The 15346-nt window shown below is 71.9% G+C and carries 14 protein-coding genes; 8 read left to right on the top strand and 6 right to left on the bottom strand.

Annotated elements, in window-relative coordinates; all coding sequences use genetic code 11:
• Window positions 1-7 precede the first annotated feature (7 nt).
• The gene (locus tag WME98_RS34325; protein WP_437945900.1) at window positions 8-820 is read right to left on the bottom strand and encodes an alpha/beta hydrolase; all 813 of its coding nucleotides are present in this window, start codon (window positions 818-820) and stop codon (window positions 8-10) included.
• Between the two features lie 447 nt (window positions 821-1267).
• On the bottom strand, window positions 1268-2269 hold the full coding sequence (locus tag WME98_RS34320) for a CAP domain-containing protein (RefSeq protein ID WP_437945899.1): 1002 nt from the start codon (window positions 2267-2269) through the stop codon (window positions 1268-1270).
• 911 nt (window positions 2270-3180) lie between these two features.
• Here WME98_RS34320 and WME98_RS34315 point away from each other — a divergent pair.
• The 8 genes from WME98_RS34315 to WME98_RS34280 all read left to right on the top strand — a co-directional run bounded on the left by WME98_RS34315 (window position 3181) and on the right by WME98_RS34280 (window position 11458).
• The gene (locus WME98_RS34315; RefSeq protein WP_437945898.1) at window positions 3181-4020 is read left to right on the top strand and encodes an SDR family oxidoreductase; all 840 of its coding nucleotides are present in this window, start codon (window positions 3181-3183) and stop codon (window positions 4018-4020) included.
• Window positions 4021-4030: 10 nt separating this feature from the next.
• A complete protein-coding gene (locus WME98_RS34310) occupies window positions 4031-4372 on the top strand; it encodes a hypothetical protein (protein ID WP_437945897.1) in 342 nt (113 codons plus the stop codon).
• Entirely contained in the window at window positions 4373-5512 is a 1140-nt protein-coding gene (mtnA, locus tag WME98_RS34305) for an S-methyl-5-thioribose-1-phosphate isomerase (RefSeq protein ID WP_437336936.1), read from the top strand.
• A 54-nt stretch (window positions 5513-5566) separates the two neighbouring features.
• Window positions 5567-6703 (top strand): lipoyl synthase, encoded by a 1137-nt coding sequence (lipA, locus tag WME98_RS34300; protein WP_437945896.1) that lies wholly within the window; start codon window positions 5567-5569, stop codon window positions 6701-6703.
• Between the two features lie 223 nt (window positions 6704-6926).
• The gene (locus tag WME98_RS34295) at window positions 6927-7415 is read left to right on the top strand and encodes a tellurite resistance TerB family protein (protein ID WP_437945895.1); all 489 of its coding nucleotides are present in this window, start codon (window positions 6927-6929) and stop codon (window positions 7413-7415) included.
• Between the two features lie 194 nt (window positions 7416-7609).
• On the top strand, window positions 7610-8800 hold the full coding sequence (locus tag WME98_RS34290; RefSeq protein WP_437945894.1) for a thiamine pyrophosphate-dependent dehydrogenase E1 component subunit alpha: 1191 nt from the start codon (window positions 7610-7612) through the stop codon (window positions 8798-8800).
• Window positions 8801-8968: 168 nt separating this feature from the next.
• On the top strand, window positions 8969-9943 hold the full coding sequence (locus WME98_RS34285) for an alpha-ketoacid dehydrogenase subunit beta (protein ID WP_061625212.1): 975 nt from the start codon (window positions 8969-8971) through the stop codon (window positions 9941-9943).
• Between the two features lie 3 nt (window positions 9944-9946).
• Window positions 9947-11458: a dihydrolipoamide acetyltransferase family protein gene (locus tag WME98_RS34280; RefSeq protein WP_437945893.1), complete on the top strand. Its 1512-nt coding sequence runs from the start codon at window positions 9947-9949 to the stop codon at window positions 11456-11458.
• Between the two features lie 123 nt (window positions 11459-11581).
• On the opposite strand, the gene WME98_RS34275 is transcribed toward WME98_RS34280, so the two are convergent.
• The 4 genes from WME98_RS34275 to WME98_RS34260 all read right to left on the bottom strand — a co-directional run bounded on the left by WME98_RS34275 (window position 11582) and on the right by WME98_RS34260 (window position 15345).
• Window positions 11582-12862, bottom strand: a complete 1281-nt coding sequence (locus WME98_RS34275) for a lanthionine synthetase LanC family protein (RefSeq protein WP_437954053.1) — start codon at window positions 12860-12862, stop codon at window positions 11582-11584.
• 21 nt (window positions 12863-12883) lie between these two features.
• Window positions 12884-13888: a T3SS effector HopA1 family protein gene (locus tag WME98_RS34270; RefSeq protein ID WP_437945892.1), complete on the bottom strand. Its 1005-nt coding sequence runs from the start codon at window positions 13886-13888 to the stop codon at window positions 12884-12886.
• A complete protein-coding gene (locus tag WME98_RS34265; protein WP_437945891.1) occupies window positions 13888-15009 on the bottom strand; it encodes a phosphotransferase in 1122 nt (373 codons plus the stop codon). Before WME98_RS34265 ends, WME98_RS34270 begins: the two co-directional genes overlap by 1 nt.
• A gap of 135 nt (window positions 15010-15144) precedes the next feature.
• A complete protein-coding gene (locus WME98_RS34260; RefSeq protein WP_437945890.1) occupies window positions 15145-15345 on the bottom strand; it encodes a hypothetical protein in 201 nt (66 codons plus the stop codon).
• Window position 15346 lies beyond the last annotated feature (1 nt).

Genomic DNA, 15346 nt, shown 5'->3' with positions numbered 1-15346 from the left:
GCCTGGCTCAAGCCGCCTGCTGCGACCCCTCCGCCCCCTCGGCGCCGCCCTCCGGCCGCTCCGCGGCGGCCTCGGCGAACAGGAACTGCAGCGCCCCCGGCGCGCGCCGGCGCCACGCGTCCTCGGAGTGCGTCCCGTCCTCGTCCGGGCAGAAGAGCAGGTTCGGCTCGCCGTAGCCCCGCTCGCGCAGGTGCTCCACCAGCCGCGCGGCGTCGCGCAACACCGAGCCGCCGTCCTCCTGCGCGCCGGCGTCGACGTACAGCCGCGAGCCCGGAGGGACGGGCTGCGACGCGATGACGTCGAAGATCTTCCGCTCCGCGAACCAGAGCGACGGCGACATGCAGAGCGCGGCCCCGAGCACGTCGGGGCGGCGGAAATGCGCATAGAGCGCCGCGAGGCCCCCCATCGACGAGCCGCCGATCGCCGTGCCGGCCGCGTCGCGCCGCACCGGGAAGCGCTCCCGCACGGCCGGCACGATCTCGGACGCGATCCAGCCGAGGAAGTCGTCGAGCCTCCCCTCGCTGCCGTCGCCCGGGAACGGCGATAGCTCGGTCAGCCGCTCGCTCCCGCCGTGATCGATCCCCACGAGGACCGGCGCCACCTGGCCTCGATCCGAGAGATCGCGCACCGCCTCGTGCAGGTGCCAGCCGCCGCTGTAGGACGGATCGTCGTGAAAGACGTTCTGCCCATCGAACAGAAATAGCACCGGCGACGGCGCGGCGTGCGCCCCCTCGCTGGGCAGATAGACACGGACGTTGCGCTCCCCCTGGAAGCCGGGAATCCGATACGGACCGAGGAGATAGATGATGTGTTCCGCCATGGGCTCTTCCAGACGGAGGACCCGCGCAGCCCGATCGCCCGAGGACACCGCCCGTCCCCAGGAAGACGGGAAGTCCTGGATCTGCTTCCGACTTCCCGCCTTCCTGGGAGCTGCCTTCCGATCCACGCGGGGTACCTGCTCCCCACGCCGACCGGAGCCGCTGAGGGCGCGCGCTCGCCGAGCTGCGCGAGCCACGCCCCTGGACGGCCGAGTCCTGCGGTCGTTCGCGATTCTTCGCCTGCGCGGAGGTCCGTTCCGCCGCCCCCGGGGTGAAGCAATCGCCAGGCCGCCCCTCGTTCGCGGCGTACCGGCCGCGGCGCGCGGCGCGGACCTGGGCCTCTTCCGCCCAGATCGCGCCGCGCCGCCGTGGCAGAACGCCTCATGCGTGACAGGCTGCTCCGCGCCGTCGGCGGCCGCGCACGTGCGCGGCATCACGGGTGCTCGGCGCTAATTGCAGCTCGCGTCCGACGCGCCGCCGAACATCGTGGTCCAGTAGGACCCGTACGTCCCGCCTCCGGTCGCCCGCCCGATGCCGATGACCTTGTAGGACGACCCGAGCATGTTCTTGTTGTGGCCGTCCGAGTTCTTCCACTGGGTGAACGTCGCCTGCGCCGCCGAGTTGCCCGCGGCGATGTTCTCGGCCATGGCGGTCCTGCCGGCGGACGCATAACAGGCGTTGGCCGCGCGATCCCACGGCGTCCGGCCATCCTGGCTCGCGTGATCGAAGTAGTTGTGATCGCGCATGTCCTCGCTGTGCCCCTGGGCGGCGCGGCTCAGCGCGGTGCACGCCGAGAGCGCCCCGAGGCCGTTCTGCGCGCGGTACTGGTTGATGATGGACAGGAACGCCTGCTCCTCGGCATCGAGCGGCGTGGTGCTGGGCCCCGCGCCGCCGCACGTCTCGCCGCCTGTACCCGTCGAGCCGCCTTCGCCCGTCGAGCCGCCCACGCCCGTCGAGCCGCCCACGCCCGTCGAGCCGCCCTCCCCCGTCGAGCCGCCCTCCCCCGTCGAGCCGCCCGTGCCCGTGCCCGTCGAGCCGCCGTCCGGCGCCGCGGGGGCGCACGCGACCTGAACGTACATCCGCTTCGTGGTCCTCCTGCACGGATCGCCGAAGGTCGCGTTGCTCGCCCGCACGGTGCAGCTCGACTGCCCGAGGCACGCGCGCTCCACCACCGCCTTCGACGTCGGCGCGTTGCACGAGGTCGCGCGGTAGCTGCCGCAGACCCCCCGCGGCGTGCCGTAGCTCGCGAACTCGACCGCCGTGATGACCTCGCCGGCCGGACAGGAGAGCGAGATGTCCGAGCCCTCCGGAGCGGTATCGCAGACCGCCCCCTCGACCGGCTCGGACGCCTCGCCAGACGGCTCGTGATCGACCTCGGTCGATGCGAGACAACCGACGGCAGAACAGCCAGCGATGAAGGCGAGGACCAGCGTCCGGTGCAAAGCGCTCATATGCATGCTCCTTGTGATTAAGCCCGTCTGAGTTCGGCCCGCCCCGGCCCCGCGGCTCGCGCCGGCAGGTACGCCGGGGCACACGGCGCCCCGGCGGGCCACCCCAGTACAGCGTTGTTCAGGGGGCGGAGTAGCGCCCAGCGCGATCCCGCGCAGCGCAGCGCCTCCCTTCAGTTCGCTGACAACACGGTGTCACCTGACCGCTGGCATGTCCAGATACGAAACACCCCCAACCGCATGATTTACCGCCGAATCACTGAACCTTTCCACGACGCGTGGAATCGACCTTCACAAGGCTCCATGAGACAGGATTTCTTCACTCGAGGCCGGTGCGCGACAGGGCGCCAGCAGGACACCCCATCTCCCTTGAGCCGAAGGGTAGGTGTTCGTGCTCCGAGAGGAGACCGAGCCCAGCGATCCGTCGATGCCGGCAACACCGTGTCAGCGAGACCACGACTGACCTGCTGGACAGGGCCGCTCCAGCGGCCGACGCTCGACGGGAGCGGCCTTTCCCGGCCCGCGCGCGGCCCCATCGCCCATCCGCGCGCTGCGCCGAGCCGGGCGCCGCAGCGTCGCTCGGCCGCCACAGCCCTCATCGCGCTGCCCGCCTCGACCGCCCGGCGCGCTCGTCCGGGGCGAGCTGCGCGCCATACGGCGAGCTGCGCGCCATACGTTGAAAGCCCCCTGACATCCGAGGCTCCCGTCCGATCGTCGCCGCGTCGCCCCGCGCCGCTCGGAGCCCTCGCCCGCTCCCGTCCACGGCAGAGCCCGTCCTCGCGCCTCGTGCCGCGCGCCTCGCGTCGCGCGCGGCGTGTGGCGTCGCATGGCGGACGGCCGCGCGCGATCACGCGATCACGAGATCGCGCCGCGGGCCCGCACCCTCGCCGGGTCCTGTGCTATGACCGCCCTCCATGCGCCTCAAGGACCGCGTTGTCTTCATCACCGGAGCTTCCCGCGGCATCGGTCGGGCCGTCGCCCTCGCCTGCGCGCGGGAGGGCGCGGACATCGTCGTCGCCGCGAAGACGGAGGTCGCCGAGAACCCGCGCCTGCCGGGCACGATCCTCGACGTCGCCCGCGAGGTCGAGCAGCTCGGCCGCCGCGCGCTGCCCGTCAAGCTCGACGTGCGCGACGACGAGGCCTGCAAGGCCGCCGTCGCCGCGGCCGTCGAGCGCTTCGGGCGCGTCGACGCGCTCGTCAACAACGCGGGCGCGCTCTGGTGGGCCGACGTCGTGGACACGCCCATGAAGAAGTTCGACCTCATCATGGGCATCAACGTGCGCGCGTCGTTCGCCCTCTCGCAGGCCGTCCTCCCCCACATGATCGCGCAGAAATACGGCCACATCATCATGATGTCGCCCCCCGTCGAGCCCGAGGCCTGCGCCCACCACGGCGCCTATGCGGTCTCGAAGTTCGGCATGACGATGATCGCCAACGCGATCGCCGGCGAGTACGCCGAGCACAACGTCACCGCCCACGCTCTCTGGCCCGCGACCGCGATCGAGAGCTACGCGACCATGAACTTCGGCCTCGGCGGCCCGGAGCTCTGGCGCAAGGCGGACATCATCGCCGACGCGACCGTGGCGCTGCTCGCGCGCGAGCCGTCGGCCCGCCCCGGCAAGGCGTGGATCGACGAGGTCCTGCTCCGCGAGGAGGGCGTCACCGACTTCTCGAAGTACCAGTGCGTGCCCGGCGTGGAGCCGCCGCACTTCCCCTTCAGCGCGATCCCCAAGGCGACGACCACCAAGAAATGAGGCGCGACGCGTGAGCCGCGACGACGACGAGGACGACGAGAAAGCGCGCCCCGGTGCCGGCGGCGGCATCGATCCCGGGCCCGAGGTCGCCGCGGTCTTCGACGATCTCGAGACGCTGCTCAAGAACGGCGACGTGATCGCCGCGCTCACCGCGCGCGGGATCAACGCGAGCCTCGCGCTGCTCGCCGCCGACGCGCTCCGCGCCTACCTCGCGGGCCGCAAGGCCGACGCGGCCGAGGACTTCGCGACCGTCGCCGAGGAGATCCGCGGCCGGCTCGCCGTGAACGCCGAGGGCTCGGGGACGGACGCAGGATCGCAGGGGGAACCGTCACGCTCGAACGGGAGGCGCTGAATGAGCACGAGCTTCGAAGCAGAACAGAGGTCGCAGCAGGCAGGCGACGGCGCGCGGCTCGCGCCGCCGTGGGCGCCGGCCGAGGCCATCTCCGGCGCGGACTACTCGGCCGTCGAGCTCGCGCAGGGCGACGACCGCGTGTTCCTCCTCGAGCAGCGCGACCTGCCCGAGCGCGAGCGCTACGTCACCGCGACCGACGCCGCGGGCGTCGCCGAGGCCATCCGGACGATGGTGGTCCGCGGCGCCCCGGCGATCGGCATCGCCGCCGCGTACGGGATGGCCCTCGCCGCGCGCGCCGCCCGGAACGAGATCGCCTCCGGCTACGTCGCCGCCATGCGCGCGGCGGGGGAGCAGCTCGCCTCCGCCCGGCCCACCGCCGTGAACCTCGGGTGGGCGGTGCGGCGCGCCCTCGCCCTGGCCCTGGAGCACGCGGGGCGCCGCGGCGAGGAGCGCGCGCGGGAGCTCGCCGCGCTCGCGCGCGAGATCCACCGCGAGGACGTCGCCGCCTGCCACCAGATGGCCCGCGCCGGCGCCGCGCGCCTGCCCGAGTCGGGCACGGTCCTCACCCACTGCAACGCCGGCGCGCTCGCGACCGGCGGCTACGGCACGGCGCTCGGGGTCATCCGCGCCGCCGTTGCCGAGGGCAAGAACATCCGCGTGCTCGCGTGCGAGACCCGCCCGTACCTCCAGGGCGCGCGCCTCACGGCCTGGGAGCTCCAGCGCGACGGCATCCCCGTCGAGGTGATCTCCGACTCGATGGCCGCGTGGTTCATGCAGAAGGGCGAGATCGGCGCCGTGGTCGTCGGGGCCGACCGCATCGCGCGGAACGGCGACGTCGCCAACAAGATCGGCACCTACGGCCTCGCCTGCCTCTCGCGCCACCACGGCGTCCCGTTCTACGTGGCCGCCCCGTGGAGCACGATCGACCTCGCGACCGACACCGGCGCGTCGATCCCGATCGAGGAGCGGACCCGCGACGAGGTCGCCGTCGTCGGCGGCCGCCGCGTCGTCCCGCCCGGGGTGCCGGTCCGCCACCCGGCCTTCGACGTCACCCCCGCGGAGCTCATCACCGCCATCTTCACCGAGCGCGGCAAGCTGACGACGCGCGAGATCAGCCGCTCCGTGCCGCCGGGCGGCTGACGCCGGCCGCCTCCCCCTCGCGCGCACGCGCCGCATGGGCTAAGGACACCCCTGATGGCGCAGTTCTCGCCCAAGCCTGAATGGCTCAAGGTCCGCGCTCCTGGAGGCGACACCTACCACCACCTCAAGGAGACGTTCCGCAAGCTCGATCTCCACACGGTCTGCGAGGAGGCGCGCTGCCCGAACGTCGGCGAGTGCTGGCGCGAGGGGACCGCGACGGTGATGCTCCTCGGCGACGTGTGCACGCGCGGCTGCCGCTTCTGCGCGGTCACGACCGGCGACCCGCGCGGCGCGGTCGACGTGCGCGAGCCGGAGCACGTGGCCCGCGCCATCGCCCGGCTCTCGCTCCAGTACGTCGTGATGACGATGGTCAACCGCGACGACCTGCTCGACGGCGGCGCCGACCACGTCGCCCGCACGGTGAGCCGCCTGCACGCGCTCCGCCCCGACCTGCTCATCGAGACCCTGGTCGGCGACTTCCAGGGCCACATGAGCGCCGTCGACACCGTCGTCGACGCCGGGCCCGACGTCTTCGCCCACAACGTCGAGGTCGTCCGCCGCATCACCCGCGTCATCCGCGACGTCCGGTCGAGCTACGACCAGTCGCTCGCCGTGCTGCGGCGCGCGAAGGACCGGCAGCGGCGCCTCGCCGCGGACGCGGAGGGGCGCGGCGCGCCGGCGCCGCGTCGGCTCACGAAGAGCTCGATCATGGTCGGCATCGGCGAGACCGACGACGAGGTGCTGGAGGCGCTGCGCGACCTGCGCGAGGCGGGGGTCGACATCGTGACCATCGGCCAGTACCTCCGCCCGTCCTCGAAGCACGCGCCCGTGCAGCGCTTCGTCGAGCCGGACACGTTCGCCGCGTTCGAGCGGGCGGCGCTCGAGATGGGCTTCCTCTACGCCGCCAGCGCGCCGCTCGTGCGATCGAGCTACAAGGCCGCGGAGGTCTTCGTCCGCAGCCTCGTCGACCGCCGCCCTCCGGCGCCGCAGGACGGCGCCCCGGCGGGCGAGGCCCCCGCGGGCGCGCACATCGAGGCGCTCCTCGAGGAGCGGCTCGCCGTGGCGCGCCGCGAGGCCGCCCGGATCGAGGCGGAGCTCGCGCCCGACGACGACGAGCCCCGCCAGCTCGGCGCTCCGGCGGCCGCGCCCGCCGCGCGGCTCGTCCCTGCAGCGTCCCTGGTCCGCCGCTAGTCCCGCGGGCCGGGTCGGACGAGAAACCGAACGGATTCGCCGCGCGCTGCGGCGGCCGGCGCAAGCGCCTTGACGCTCCCCGGGGATTGTCCGAGCGTTGAAGGCGGCAGGAGGGTCAAAGACCACGATGTCCGCTCCCATCGACAGGCGCCCCCGCGGCATCGCTCCGGGCGGCATCGCTCCCGGCGCGTCACGCCTCGGCGCGGAGACGCCCCGCGCGCGCGTGGCTTCCATCATCGCCCAGGCGGCGAGGGCCTACAGCGCGCGACCCCCGATCGAGGACATCACGATGCCCACCGGCTTCGATCCGGCCGCCGTGGCGCTCTTCGAGACGATCATCGAGGCCGCGTTCCTCGTCGCGAACGCCGACGGCCACTTCGACGAGGCGGAGCGCAAGCGCTTCCAGGCCATCGTCGTGGACGCATGCCAGAACCTCGTCCACGAAAAGCAGCTCGAGGCGCTGCTCGCCGACCTCGGCGAGATGCTGGCCGAGGACGGGATGGAGAAGCGCGTCGCCATGGTCTCCCGCACGATCGGGCGGACCGAGCACCAGCGCGAGGTGCTCCGCGTGGCGGCGTTCATGGCGCAGGCCTCCGGCGGCGTGAGCTTGCACGAGCGCGGCGTGCTCGAGCAGCTCGCGCGCGGGTTCAAGCTCGACGCGGCCGCGGTGGACGAGGCGCTCGCGCAGGCGGCCGAGCCCGGGAACGTCTAACCGGGACATCGACACCGCGGCGTGCGGTGTGCGACGTGCGGCGAGGCCGCGCGCGGGCCCATGATCGCCGCGGCGAGTCAATCCGGAGGCGCGCTCGCTGCGACGAGTCAACGTCGCGCGTAAAGCGAATGAGCGAACGCCGCGTCTCGGCACTGGTCTCGGGCAGCGCCTTTGATTAGTGTCCACGCGAGCCGATGAGCACCGCGACGTACTCCACCGACCGCCCGCCGACCGTCTCAGGGGCAAGCCTGGAGCCGCAGGCTGCCGTCGCCCGGCACCCGCTCGACACGTGTGCCGACGACGTGATCAAGGTCCTGCGCGACGACGGCTCGCTCGATCCCGCGCACGATCCGAAGCTCGACCCGTCGGAGGTGAGCGCCCTCTACAAGTTCATGGTGCGCGTGCGCCACCTCGACGAGCGCCTCGTGGCGCTGCAGCGGCAGGGGCGCATCGGGTTCCACGTCGGCTCGCTCGGCGAGGAGGCGGCGATCCTCGGCAGCGCCTACGCGACGCGGCCTCAGGACTGGGTGTTCCCGTGCTACCGCGAGTTCAGCGCCGCGCTCTGGCGGGGGCTGCCGCTCCAGCGGTACATCGACAACATGTTCGGCAACGCGAACGACACGGTGAAGGGGCGGCAGATGCCGGACCACTACACCTACCGCGAGGGGCACTTCGGCTCGGTGAGCTCGCCCATCGGCACGCAGCTCACGCAGGCCGTGGGCTTCGCGTGGGCCGCGAAGCTGAAGCGCGACGAGCTCGCCGCGCTCGTCTACTTCGGCGACGGCGCGACCAGCTCGTCGGACTTCCACAGCGGCCTCAACTTCGCGGGCGTGTTCAAGGTGCCGGTCGTCTTCTTCTGCCGCAACAACGGCTGGGCGATCAGCGTGCCGACCGAGCGCCAGACGTCGAGCAACACGTTCGCGTGCAAGGGCGTCGCGTACGGCGTCCCCGGGGTGCGGGTCGACGGCAACGATCTGTTCGCCGTCGTGAAGGTGACGCGCGACGCGATCGCGCGCGCCGCGCGCGGCGAGGGCGCGACGCTCATCGAGGCGATGACGTACCGCCTGTCGGGCCACTCGACGAGCGACGACCCCAAGGCGTACCGCCCCGACGCGTGGCTCGACCCGTGGCGCCGGCTCGATCCGATCGCGCGGCTGCGGCGGCACATGGAGCGCGCCCACGGCTGGACCGAGGCGCAGGATCGCGAGATCGAGGCGGCGGTCGACGCGGAGATCAAGGCTTGCATCGCGGTCTCGGAGAAGGTGGCGCCGCCGTCGCTCGACTCGATGTTCGAGGACGTCTATGCGGAGCCGCCGTGGCACCTGGTCGAGCAGCGGGAGCAGCTCAAGGCGGGCCCGAGGCCCAAGGGCCACGGCGGCCACTAGCGCGTGCGGGCGCGGCGTGGACGACGGCGCGGTCGGCGGGGCGGCTCGCCGGGCGGCGCCGATGGCCGGGGTGGCGCCGCCGCCCGCGATCGATAGGGTCCCCAGGGGAGCGGGGGCGCCTGTGAGGTTGCATTCCCACCTTCTGGCCGAGAGACGGAGACGAAGAGCATGCCTCAGATGAACATGGTCCAGGCGATCAACGACGCGCTACGCCACGAGATGCGGCGGGACGCGCGGGTCGTCGTGCTCGGCGAGGATGTCGGCAAGGTCGGGGGGGTGTTCCGCGTTACCCAGGGCCTGTTCGACGAGTTCGGGGACGACCGGGTGATCGACACGCCGCTCTCGGAGGGCGGCATCGTGGGGACGGCGATCGGCATGGCGCTCTACGGGCTCGTGCCGATCCCGGAGATCCAGTTCGCCGATTTCATCTATCCCGCGTACGACCAGATCGTGTCCGAGCTGGCGAAGTACCGCTACCGCTCGGGCGGCGAGTACCCGTCGAAGCTCGTCATCCGCACGCCGGTGGGCGGCGGCATCCGCGGCGGGCACTACCACTCGCAGTCGCCCGAGGCGCAGTTCATCCACGTGGCGGGCCTGAAGGTCGTGTGCCCGTCGAACCCGGCCGACGCGAAGGGGCTCCTGCTCTCGTCGATCCGGGATCCCGATCCGGTGCTGTTCTTCGAGCCGAAGCGCATCTACCGCGCGGCGAAGGGGGACGTCCCCGAGGGCGACTACACGGTCCCGCTCGGCCAGGCGAGCGTGGTCCGGCCGGGCTGGCACGTGACGCTCGTGGTCTGGGGCGCGATGCTCTACGAGGCGCTCGACGCGGCGAATCAGGCGGCCGCGCAGGGCATCGAGTGCGAGGTGATCGACCTCCGCACGCTGTGGCCGCTCGACATCGACACGGTGGTCGAGTCGGTGAAGCGGACGGGCCGGTTCATCGTGGTGCACGAGGCGCCGAAGACCTGCGGCTTCGGGGCCGAGATCGTCGCGCTGGTCAACGAGAAGGCGTTCCTCCACCTGGAGGCGCCGCCGCTCCGGGTCACGGGCTTCGACACCCCCTTCCCCTACACCCTCGAGAACGAGTACCTCCCGCTCTCGCATCGTATCCTTCCGGCGATCCTGGAGACGGCGAGGTACTGACGCATGGGCAAGTACGAGTTCAGGCTTCCGGACATCGGCGAGGGCGTCACGGAGGGGGAGATCGTCAGCTGGCTGGTGTCGCCGGGCGACGTGGTCGTCGAGGACCAGCCGATGGTCGAGGTGATGACCGACAAGGCGACGGTGACGATCACGTCGCCGCGCTCGGGCCGGATCGTGGAGACGCGGGGCAAGGTGGGCGGGGTGGTCCCGGTCCACTCGGTGCTCGTGGTGTTCGATCTCGACGACCGGCCGGCCGCCGCGTCGCCGGCGCCGGCGCCGTCAGGCGCGGGCGCGGGGGCGCACGGCCGGCCTGCGGCGCCGTCGCCCTCGTCCGGGGCGGGGATGCGTCAATCCGCCGCGAAGACCGGCCCTGCCGAGCCTGCGGCGACGGCGGTCGGCGACATCCGGGAGGACCTCCCGGGGATGAACCTGATGGTGCCGGCGCGGCCCGCGTGGGCGAACGGCAGCGCGGGCGCCGGCGCGGCGGCCTACTTCAACGAGAAGCCGCTGGCGACGCCGGCGACGCGCAAGCTGGCGCGCGACCTCGGGGTCGACCTGCGGCGCGTGCCGCCGACCGGCCCCGGGGGCCGCGTGACGAAGGACGACGTGCGGGCGCTGGAGGCGCCCGAGGCGGCCGAGGTGGCGCCCGTGACGGCCCCGGCGCTGTCCGAGGTGGCGCCGAAGCGGCCGGCGGGCGCACCGGAGCGGGCGGCGGGCGCGGCGGCCGTGGAGGCCGAGCTGCTGGACGAGGCGCCGGTGCGCGTGGCGGCCCGGCCCGAGGGGGAGCGCGGCCGCGGGCAGCCGGCGGCGCCGGGCGACGAGCGCGTCCCGCTGCGCGGCGTGCGCAAGCGGATCTTCGAGGCGATGTCGCGGTCGAAGCACACGGCGGCGCACTTCACCTTCGTCGAGGAGTGCGACGTCTCCGCGCTGAAGGAGCGCCGCGCGCGCCTGCGCCCGCTGGCCGAGAAGGCGGGCGTCAAGCTCACGTTCCTGCCCTTCTTCGTGAAGGCCGTCGTCGCCGCGCTCAAGAAGCACCCGACGCTGAACAGCACCTTCGACGAGGCCGCGCAGGAGATCGTCGTCCGGAAGAGCTACCATATCGGCATCGCGTCCGCGACCGAGGCGGGGCTCATCGTGCCGGTCGTGCGCGACGCGGATCGCCGGAGCGTGCTGGAGATCGCGCAGGAGATCGCGCGGCTCGGCGAGGACACGAAGGCAGGGCGGGTGAAGCCGGAGGATCTCGGCGGCTCGACGTTCACGATCACGTCGCTCGGCCAGCAAGGGGGGCTGTTCGCGACGCCGATCCTGAACTTCCCCGAGGTGGCGATCCTCGGGATCCACCAGATGAAGCAGAAGCCGGTGGTGCGCGACGGGCAGATCGTGATCGGCGAGGTGATGCTGCTGTCGCTGTCGTTCGATCACCGGATCATCGACGGTCACGTGGGGGCGGCGTTCGCCTACGAGATCATCGGGTATCTGGAGGATCCGGATCGGCTCTTCCTCGAGATGAGCTGAGCGCAGGGCCCGGCTTCCGGGCCTGGGCTCGGCCGCTGTGGCAGGACGGCGCGGATCGCGGCGGCGGGCGCTGGCTCGCGTCAAGTGGGCCGCTCCTTCTGTTGGGCGGTCGATCGCGGCGCGTCACGGGATGATCGTCAGCATAGCGGATGCCCCCGGCTTCGCTTGCCGTAGCAGGTGGAGTCCGAGCCCCGCGGCGCCGATCATGAGGCCTGGGTGAGGGCCACCGGCGTGAATGCCGGAAGGCCAGTCGGCGGCGGCGGCATACTGGCCGGCCAGCTGCTCCATGCACTCTGCCGACAGCACGCAGAGCGACGCGTCGCCGAGCTGTGCCCCGACGGACAAGAGGACTCCAGAGAGCCCCGCGATGCCGTGGCAGAGCGTCGCGTCGTGGCCCGAGACCTCCATTTTCTGACGCATCGCGGCGCGCGTGGTGCGCGCTGCCGCGCGGGCCGCCAGGGCGTGCTGGTCGGCGCGCTCGGGGTCCAGCGTCATGGCGCGGGCCCGCGCGAGCCCGATTCCAGGCGCGCCGTGACACCATGTCGTCTGGCAGGCGCCGCTCGGCACGCCGAGGCGCCGCGAGTACGCGTGCCGCACGTCGATCCAGTTGCCGACCTCCTCCATGAAGAGACCATCCTCGAAGGCGAACGCGCCGCGCGCGACGTCCAGGAGCCTGCGCCCGCCTGTCCTCGCGTACAGTTCGAGCAGTGCCAGCGCGATCCCCGACGCCCCATGCGAGAGGCCGGTCATCGGTCCCCACGTGAACGACGGGCCGCTCGCTCTGGCGGCGTCCCAACTGCAGCTCTCCCCGTCCCATCGAGCGGCGTCGCACAGCTCTTCTCCACACAAAGACGCGCCGTCGAGGCACCTCTCGAACCCCTCTCGTCGGGACAGCGAGAGCAGCGCCAAGATCGTCCCCGCCGTGCCCGTGATGAGATCGAGCCCGTGGGGCGCCTCGATCGCGTCGATCGCCTCGCCGACCAGCCGGGGCAGCTCGGCGATGATCTCGGCGTCGGGCGCGAGATCTGACAGGCGCGCGAGCGCATAGGCCACGCCCAGATGGCCGGCGAAGAGCGAGAGCGGTGACGCGGGCGTCGGCCGCGACCGGAGGTGCTGGACGGATCTACGGAGCGCCCCTTCCGCCGTCGCGCGGAGCTCCGGCTCACGCGTCCATCCGTAGAGCTCCGTCAGGAAGAGCGCGACGCCGGCGCTGCCGGCGTACAGCTCCGGGCCGATGGCCGCGGACGAAAGCGAGAACGGCTGCCGCGTGGGGTTCTCGTCCGTGCGTCCCATCCAGTTGCATTGCCTCCGCTCCGCGTCCCAGAACGCGCCGTCGCACAGATCCCGGCCGATCCCGATCGCGGTCGCCTCGAAGAGGCTCCGACACGCGCGGCTCGAATGCATGGTCACCTCACCTGTGTCCTCTCATGATCCATTCCTGCCCCACGCAGCGTTTCCGAGGTACGGGCGCGCCGCATCCAGGCCTGCCTGGTGGAACGCGGAGAGCAGCGCCACGAGACGATGGTCGGCGTCCGCGCGTCCATGGGCGCACATGGAGAGCAGCCCGCGCGCCGCGATCCGGCACCTCGATTGACCGAAGCTCAACCCGTCGCCGGGATCCTCGGCCGCCGCCAGGCCCCTCGCCAGGCGCTTCGTGAACATCGGGATCTCGTCATGCAGGGCTCCGCGCAGGGCGGCGTGGATCTCGAAGATCATGGGATGCGCCAGCGGCAAGCTCTCCCATTCCAGGTAGAGCACGCCGGCGTCGGCGCGCCTGTAGAGGCGCGGATCGGCGATCACCTTCGTCCGGAAGGGGAGGCCCGCGGCGTTCAGCCGCTCGGTCGCGAGCTTCATGTAGTGGATCGCCCCCGGCGCCGTGAGGTTCCAGTAGATGCGGACGGCAGGGCGCCTTGGCCGTGGATCACCGCCGGGCTCCCCGCCCCCGAGCGCGAGGTAGTATCCGGGAACGAGCTGGCGTATCTCCTTGCCGATCCGGACCCGGCAATACTCACCCAGCGAAGGTGCCGGGCAGAGCTCGAGCGGCGACACCCAGAAGGTCACCCGATCCTTCATCACACCGACGCGACCGTCATCGCCGATCGCGACGACCTTCCACCCCGGCTCCCAGGTCGTTTGTCCACAGTTCGCGGCCGAGAGGGCTGCCACGTGATCCCGCAGCGGGAGCGGGTCGCCCGACGGCGTCCGGCTCGCCCGCGGGCGCACATAGAGCCGGAAATAGAGCTCGCTCTCCAGCGCCGCCTCGGTCCGCGAGCGCGCGTCGTCGCCTCGCGGCTCGCTCCAGAGCGGGACAGCTGGCATCAGCCCCGTGGAGAGATCACGCGTGTCGCCGAAAAACGAGTACGACGTAGGCGAGTGAATCTCCACCGCGCCGGCTATCCGCACCAGATCCTCGTGGCAAACCTCGCGCATCACGCTCCTCCCGTCGTCTCAGAGAGCCCATAGAGCTGGGACTGCCCCCGCCCGGGATCCGCGAATAGATTGGCGGCGATCTGAAGTATCATCACCGGGTGGGCATGGAGCGCCCGGAGCCCGTTCGCCATCTCGTACACCGTCTGAATCAAGCGCGCGGCCGAGAAGCGGACAGCGCGGCGTACGACCTCGCGCGTCTCCCCGAGCGGGAGCCCTCGCGCGTCTCTATAAGCCTCAAAGAACGCTCGGATGGCTGGCTGGATCGCGCTCATCGGGAGCGCCGCTCCCTCGATCATCTGCCCCGGCGGCGCGTGGCTGGGCATCGATAAGATCCAGAGGGCCACGAAATCCTTCAGCGCGCCGGCCAGATCCCAGGCCGGGTCGCCGAGCTGGACGTGCTCCCAGTCGACCACGCAGATCCTGCACACGTCGCCGCGGCTCGGCTCCGTGACGATGAGGAGGTTATCCAGCTTGACGTCGTTGTGAATGACCGTCTCCGAGCGAAGCAGACCACGGAGCTCGTCCATGCGCTCCATGAGGAGCGCATCGGATTGGATGATGTGCAGCACCTCGTAGCTCGCCGGGCTGATGTTCGACAGCAGCTCCGGAGAAGGCCGGTGCAGGTCGAAGATGAACGGCGCGCCGTCGCGGAGGAAGGAGAGCCGGGGATCGGCGCGCAGGCGCGCATCCATGAAGGTGCCATGAACGAGCGCGAGCGCACGCCCGAAAAGCCTCGACGCGTCGACCAGCTGCGCGGCGCCGCCGGGCGACGACGCACAGCGCCAGAGCGGGAGCGCGCCCTCGACCAACGAGAGCGCGAACAGCCCCCTTTCAGGATCGACGTGAGCGACGCGCGGCAAAGACGCGCAGAGCGCCTCGACAGCAGGCTCGTTCCAGCAGAACGCATAGAATGCAGCCTCGCTCGAGAGCAGCCCGCCGCCGCCGTAGATCGAGTGCTCGGGCTGCTTGATGAGGTAGCCGGAGCCGTCCCCGAGCTCGACGCGCAGGCTCCTGTTGCGCCGCGCGACGCTCGTGATCGTCAAGCCGCGATGAAGGATTGCCTCCTCGGAGATCAGGCCCTGTTCGAACAAGTACCGTGGAGCGTCGTCGACATTCAGCATGGATCGCCTCGTTCCGTGCAGGTACCTCGGCGTCGTGCACGACGCGCGTGCGGCCCGCGCGCAGATGCGCGCGGGCCGCACACTCGCCCCGCCGTCCCGCGAGGATGGGGCCCGACCGGGCGCCGCCGGAGGCGCCTAGGTCGAGCAGCCCGACGTCGCGACGATGATCCAACAGCAGTCGGCCATGTCGCTGTCCCGAGGTTCGCTCGGCGTCGAGATGGCGGGCAGATGCTCACTGACGATGGCGCCTGCGGCGAAGCGCGCCGCTGCGGCGTCAGCGAAGAGTGAATTGATCGTTACTGAGCTCGCTCCAATCGTGAGGCTTTCCTGATACATA

Origin of the sequence: Sorangium sp. So ce296 (assembly GCF_051529605.1) — a bacterium.
Classification (GTDB): domain Bacteria; phylum Myxococcota_A; class Polyangia; order Polyangiales; family Polyangiaceae; genus Sorangium; species Sorangium cellulosum_D.
This window is presented reverse-complemented; position numbering and strand designations above follow the sequence as displayed.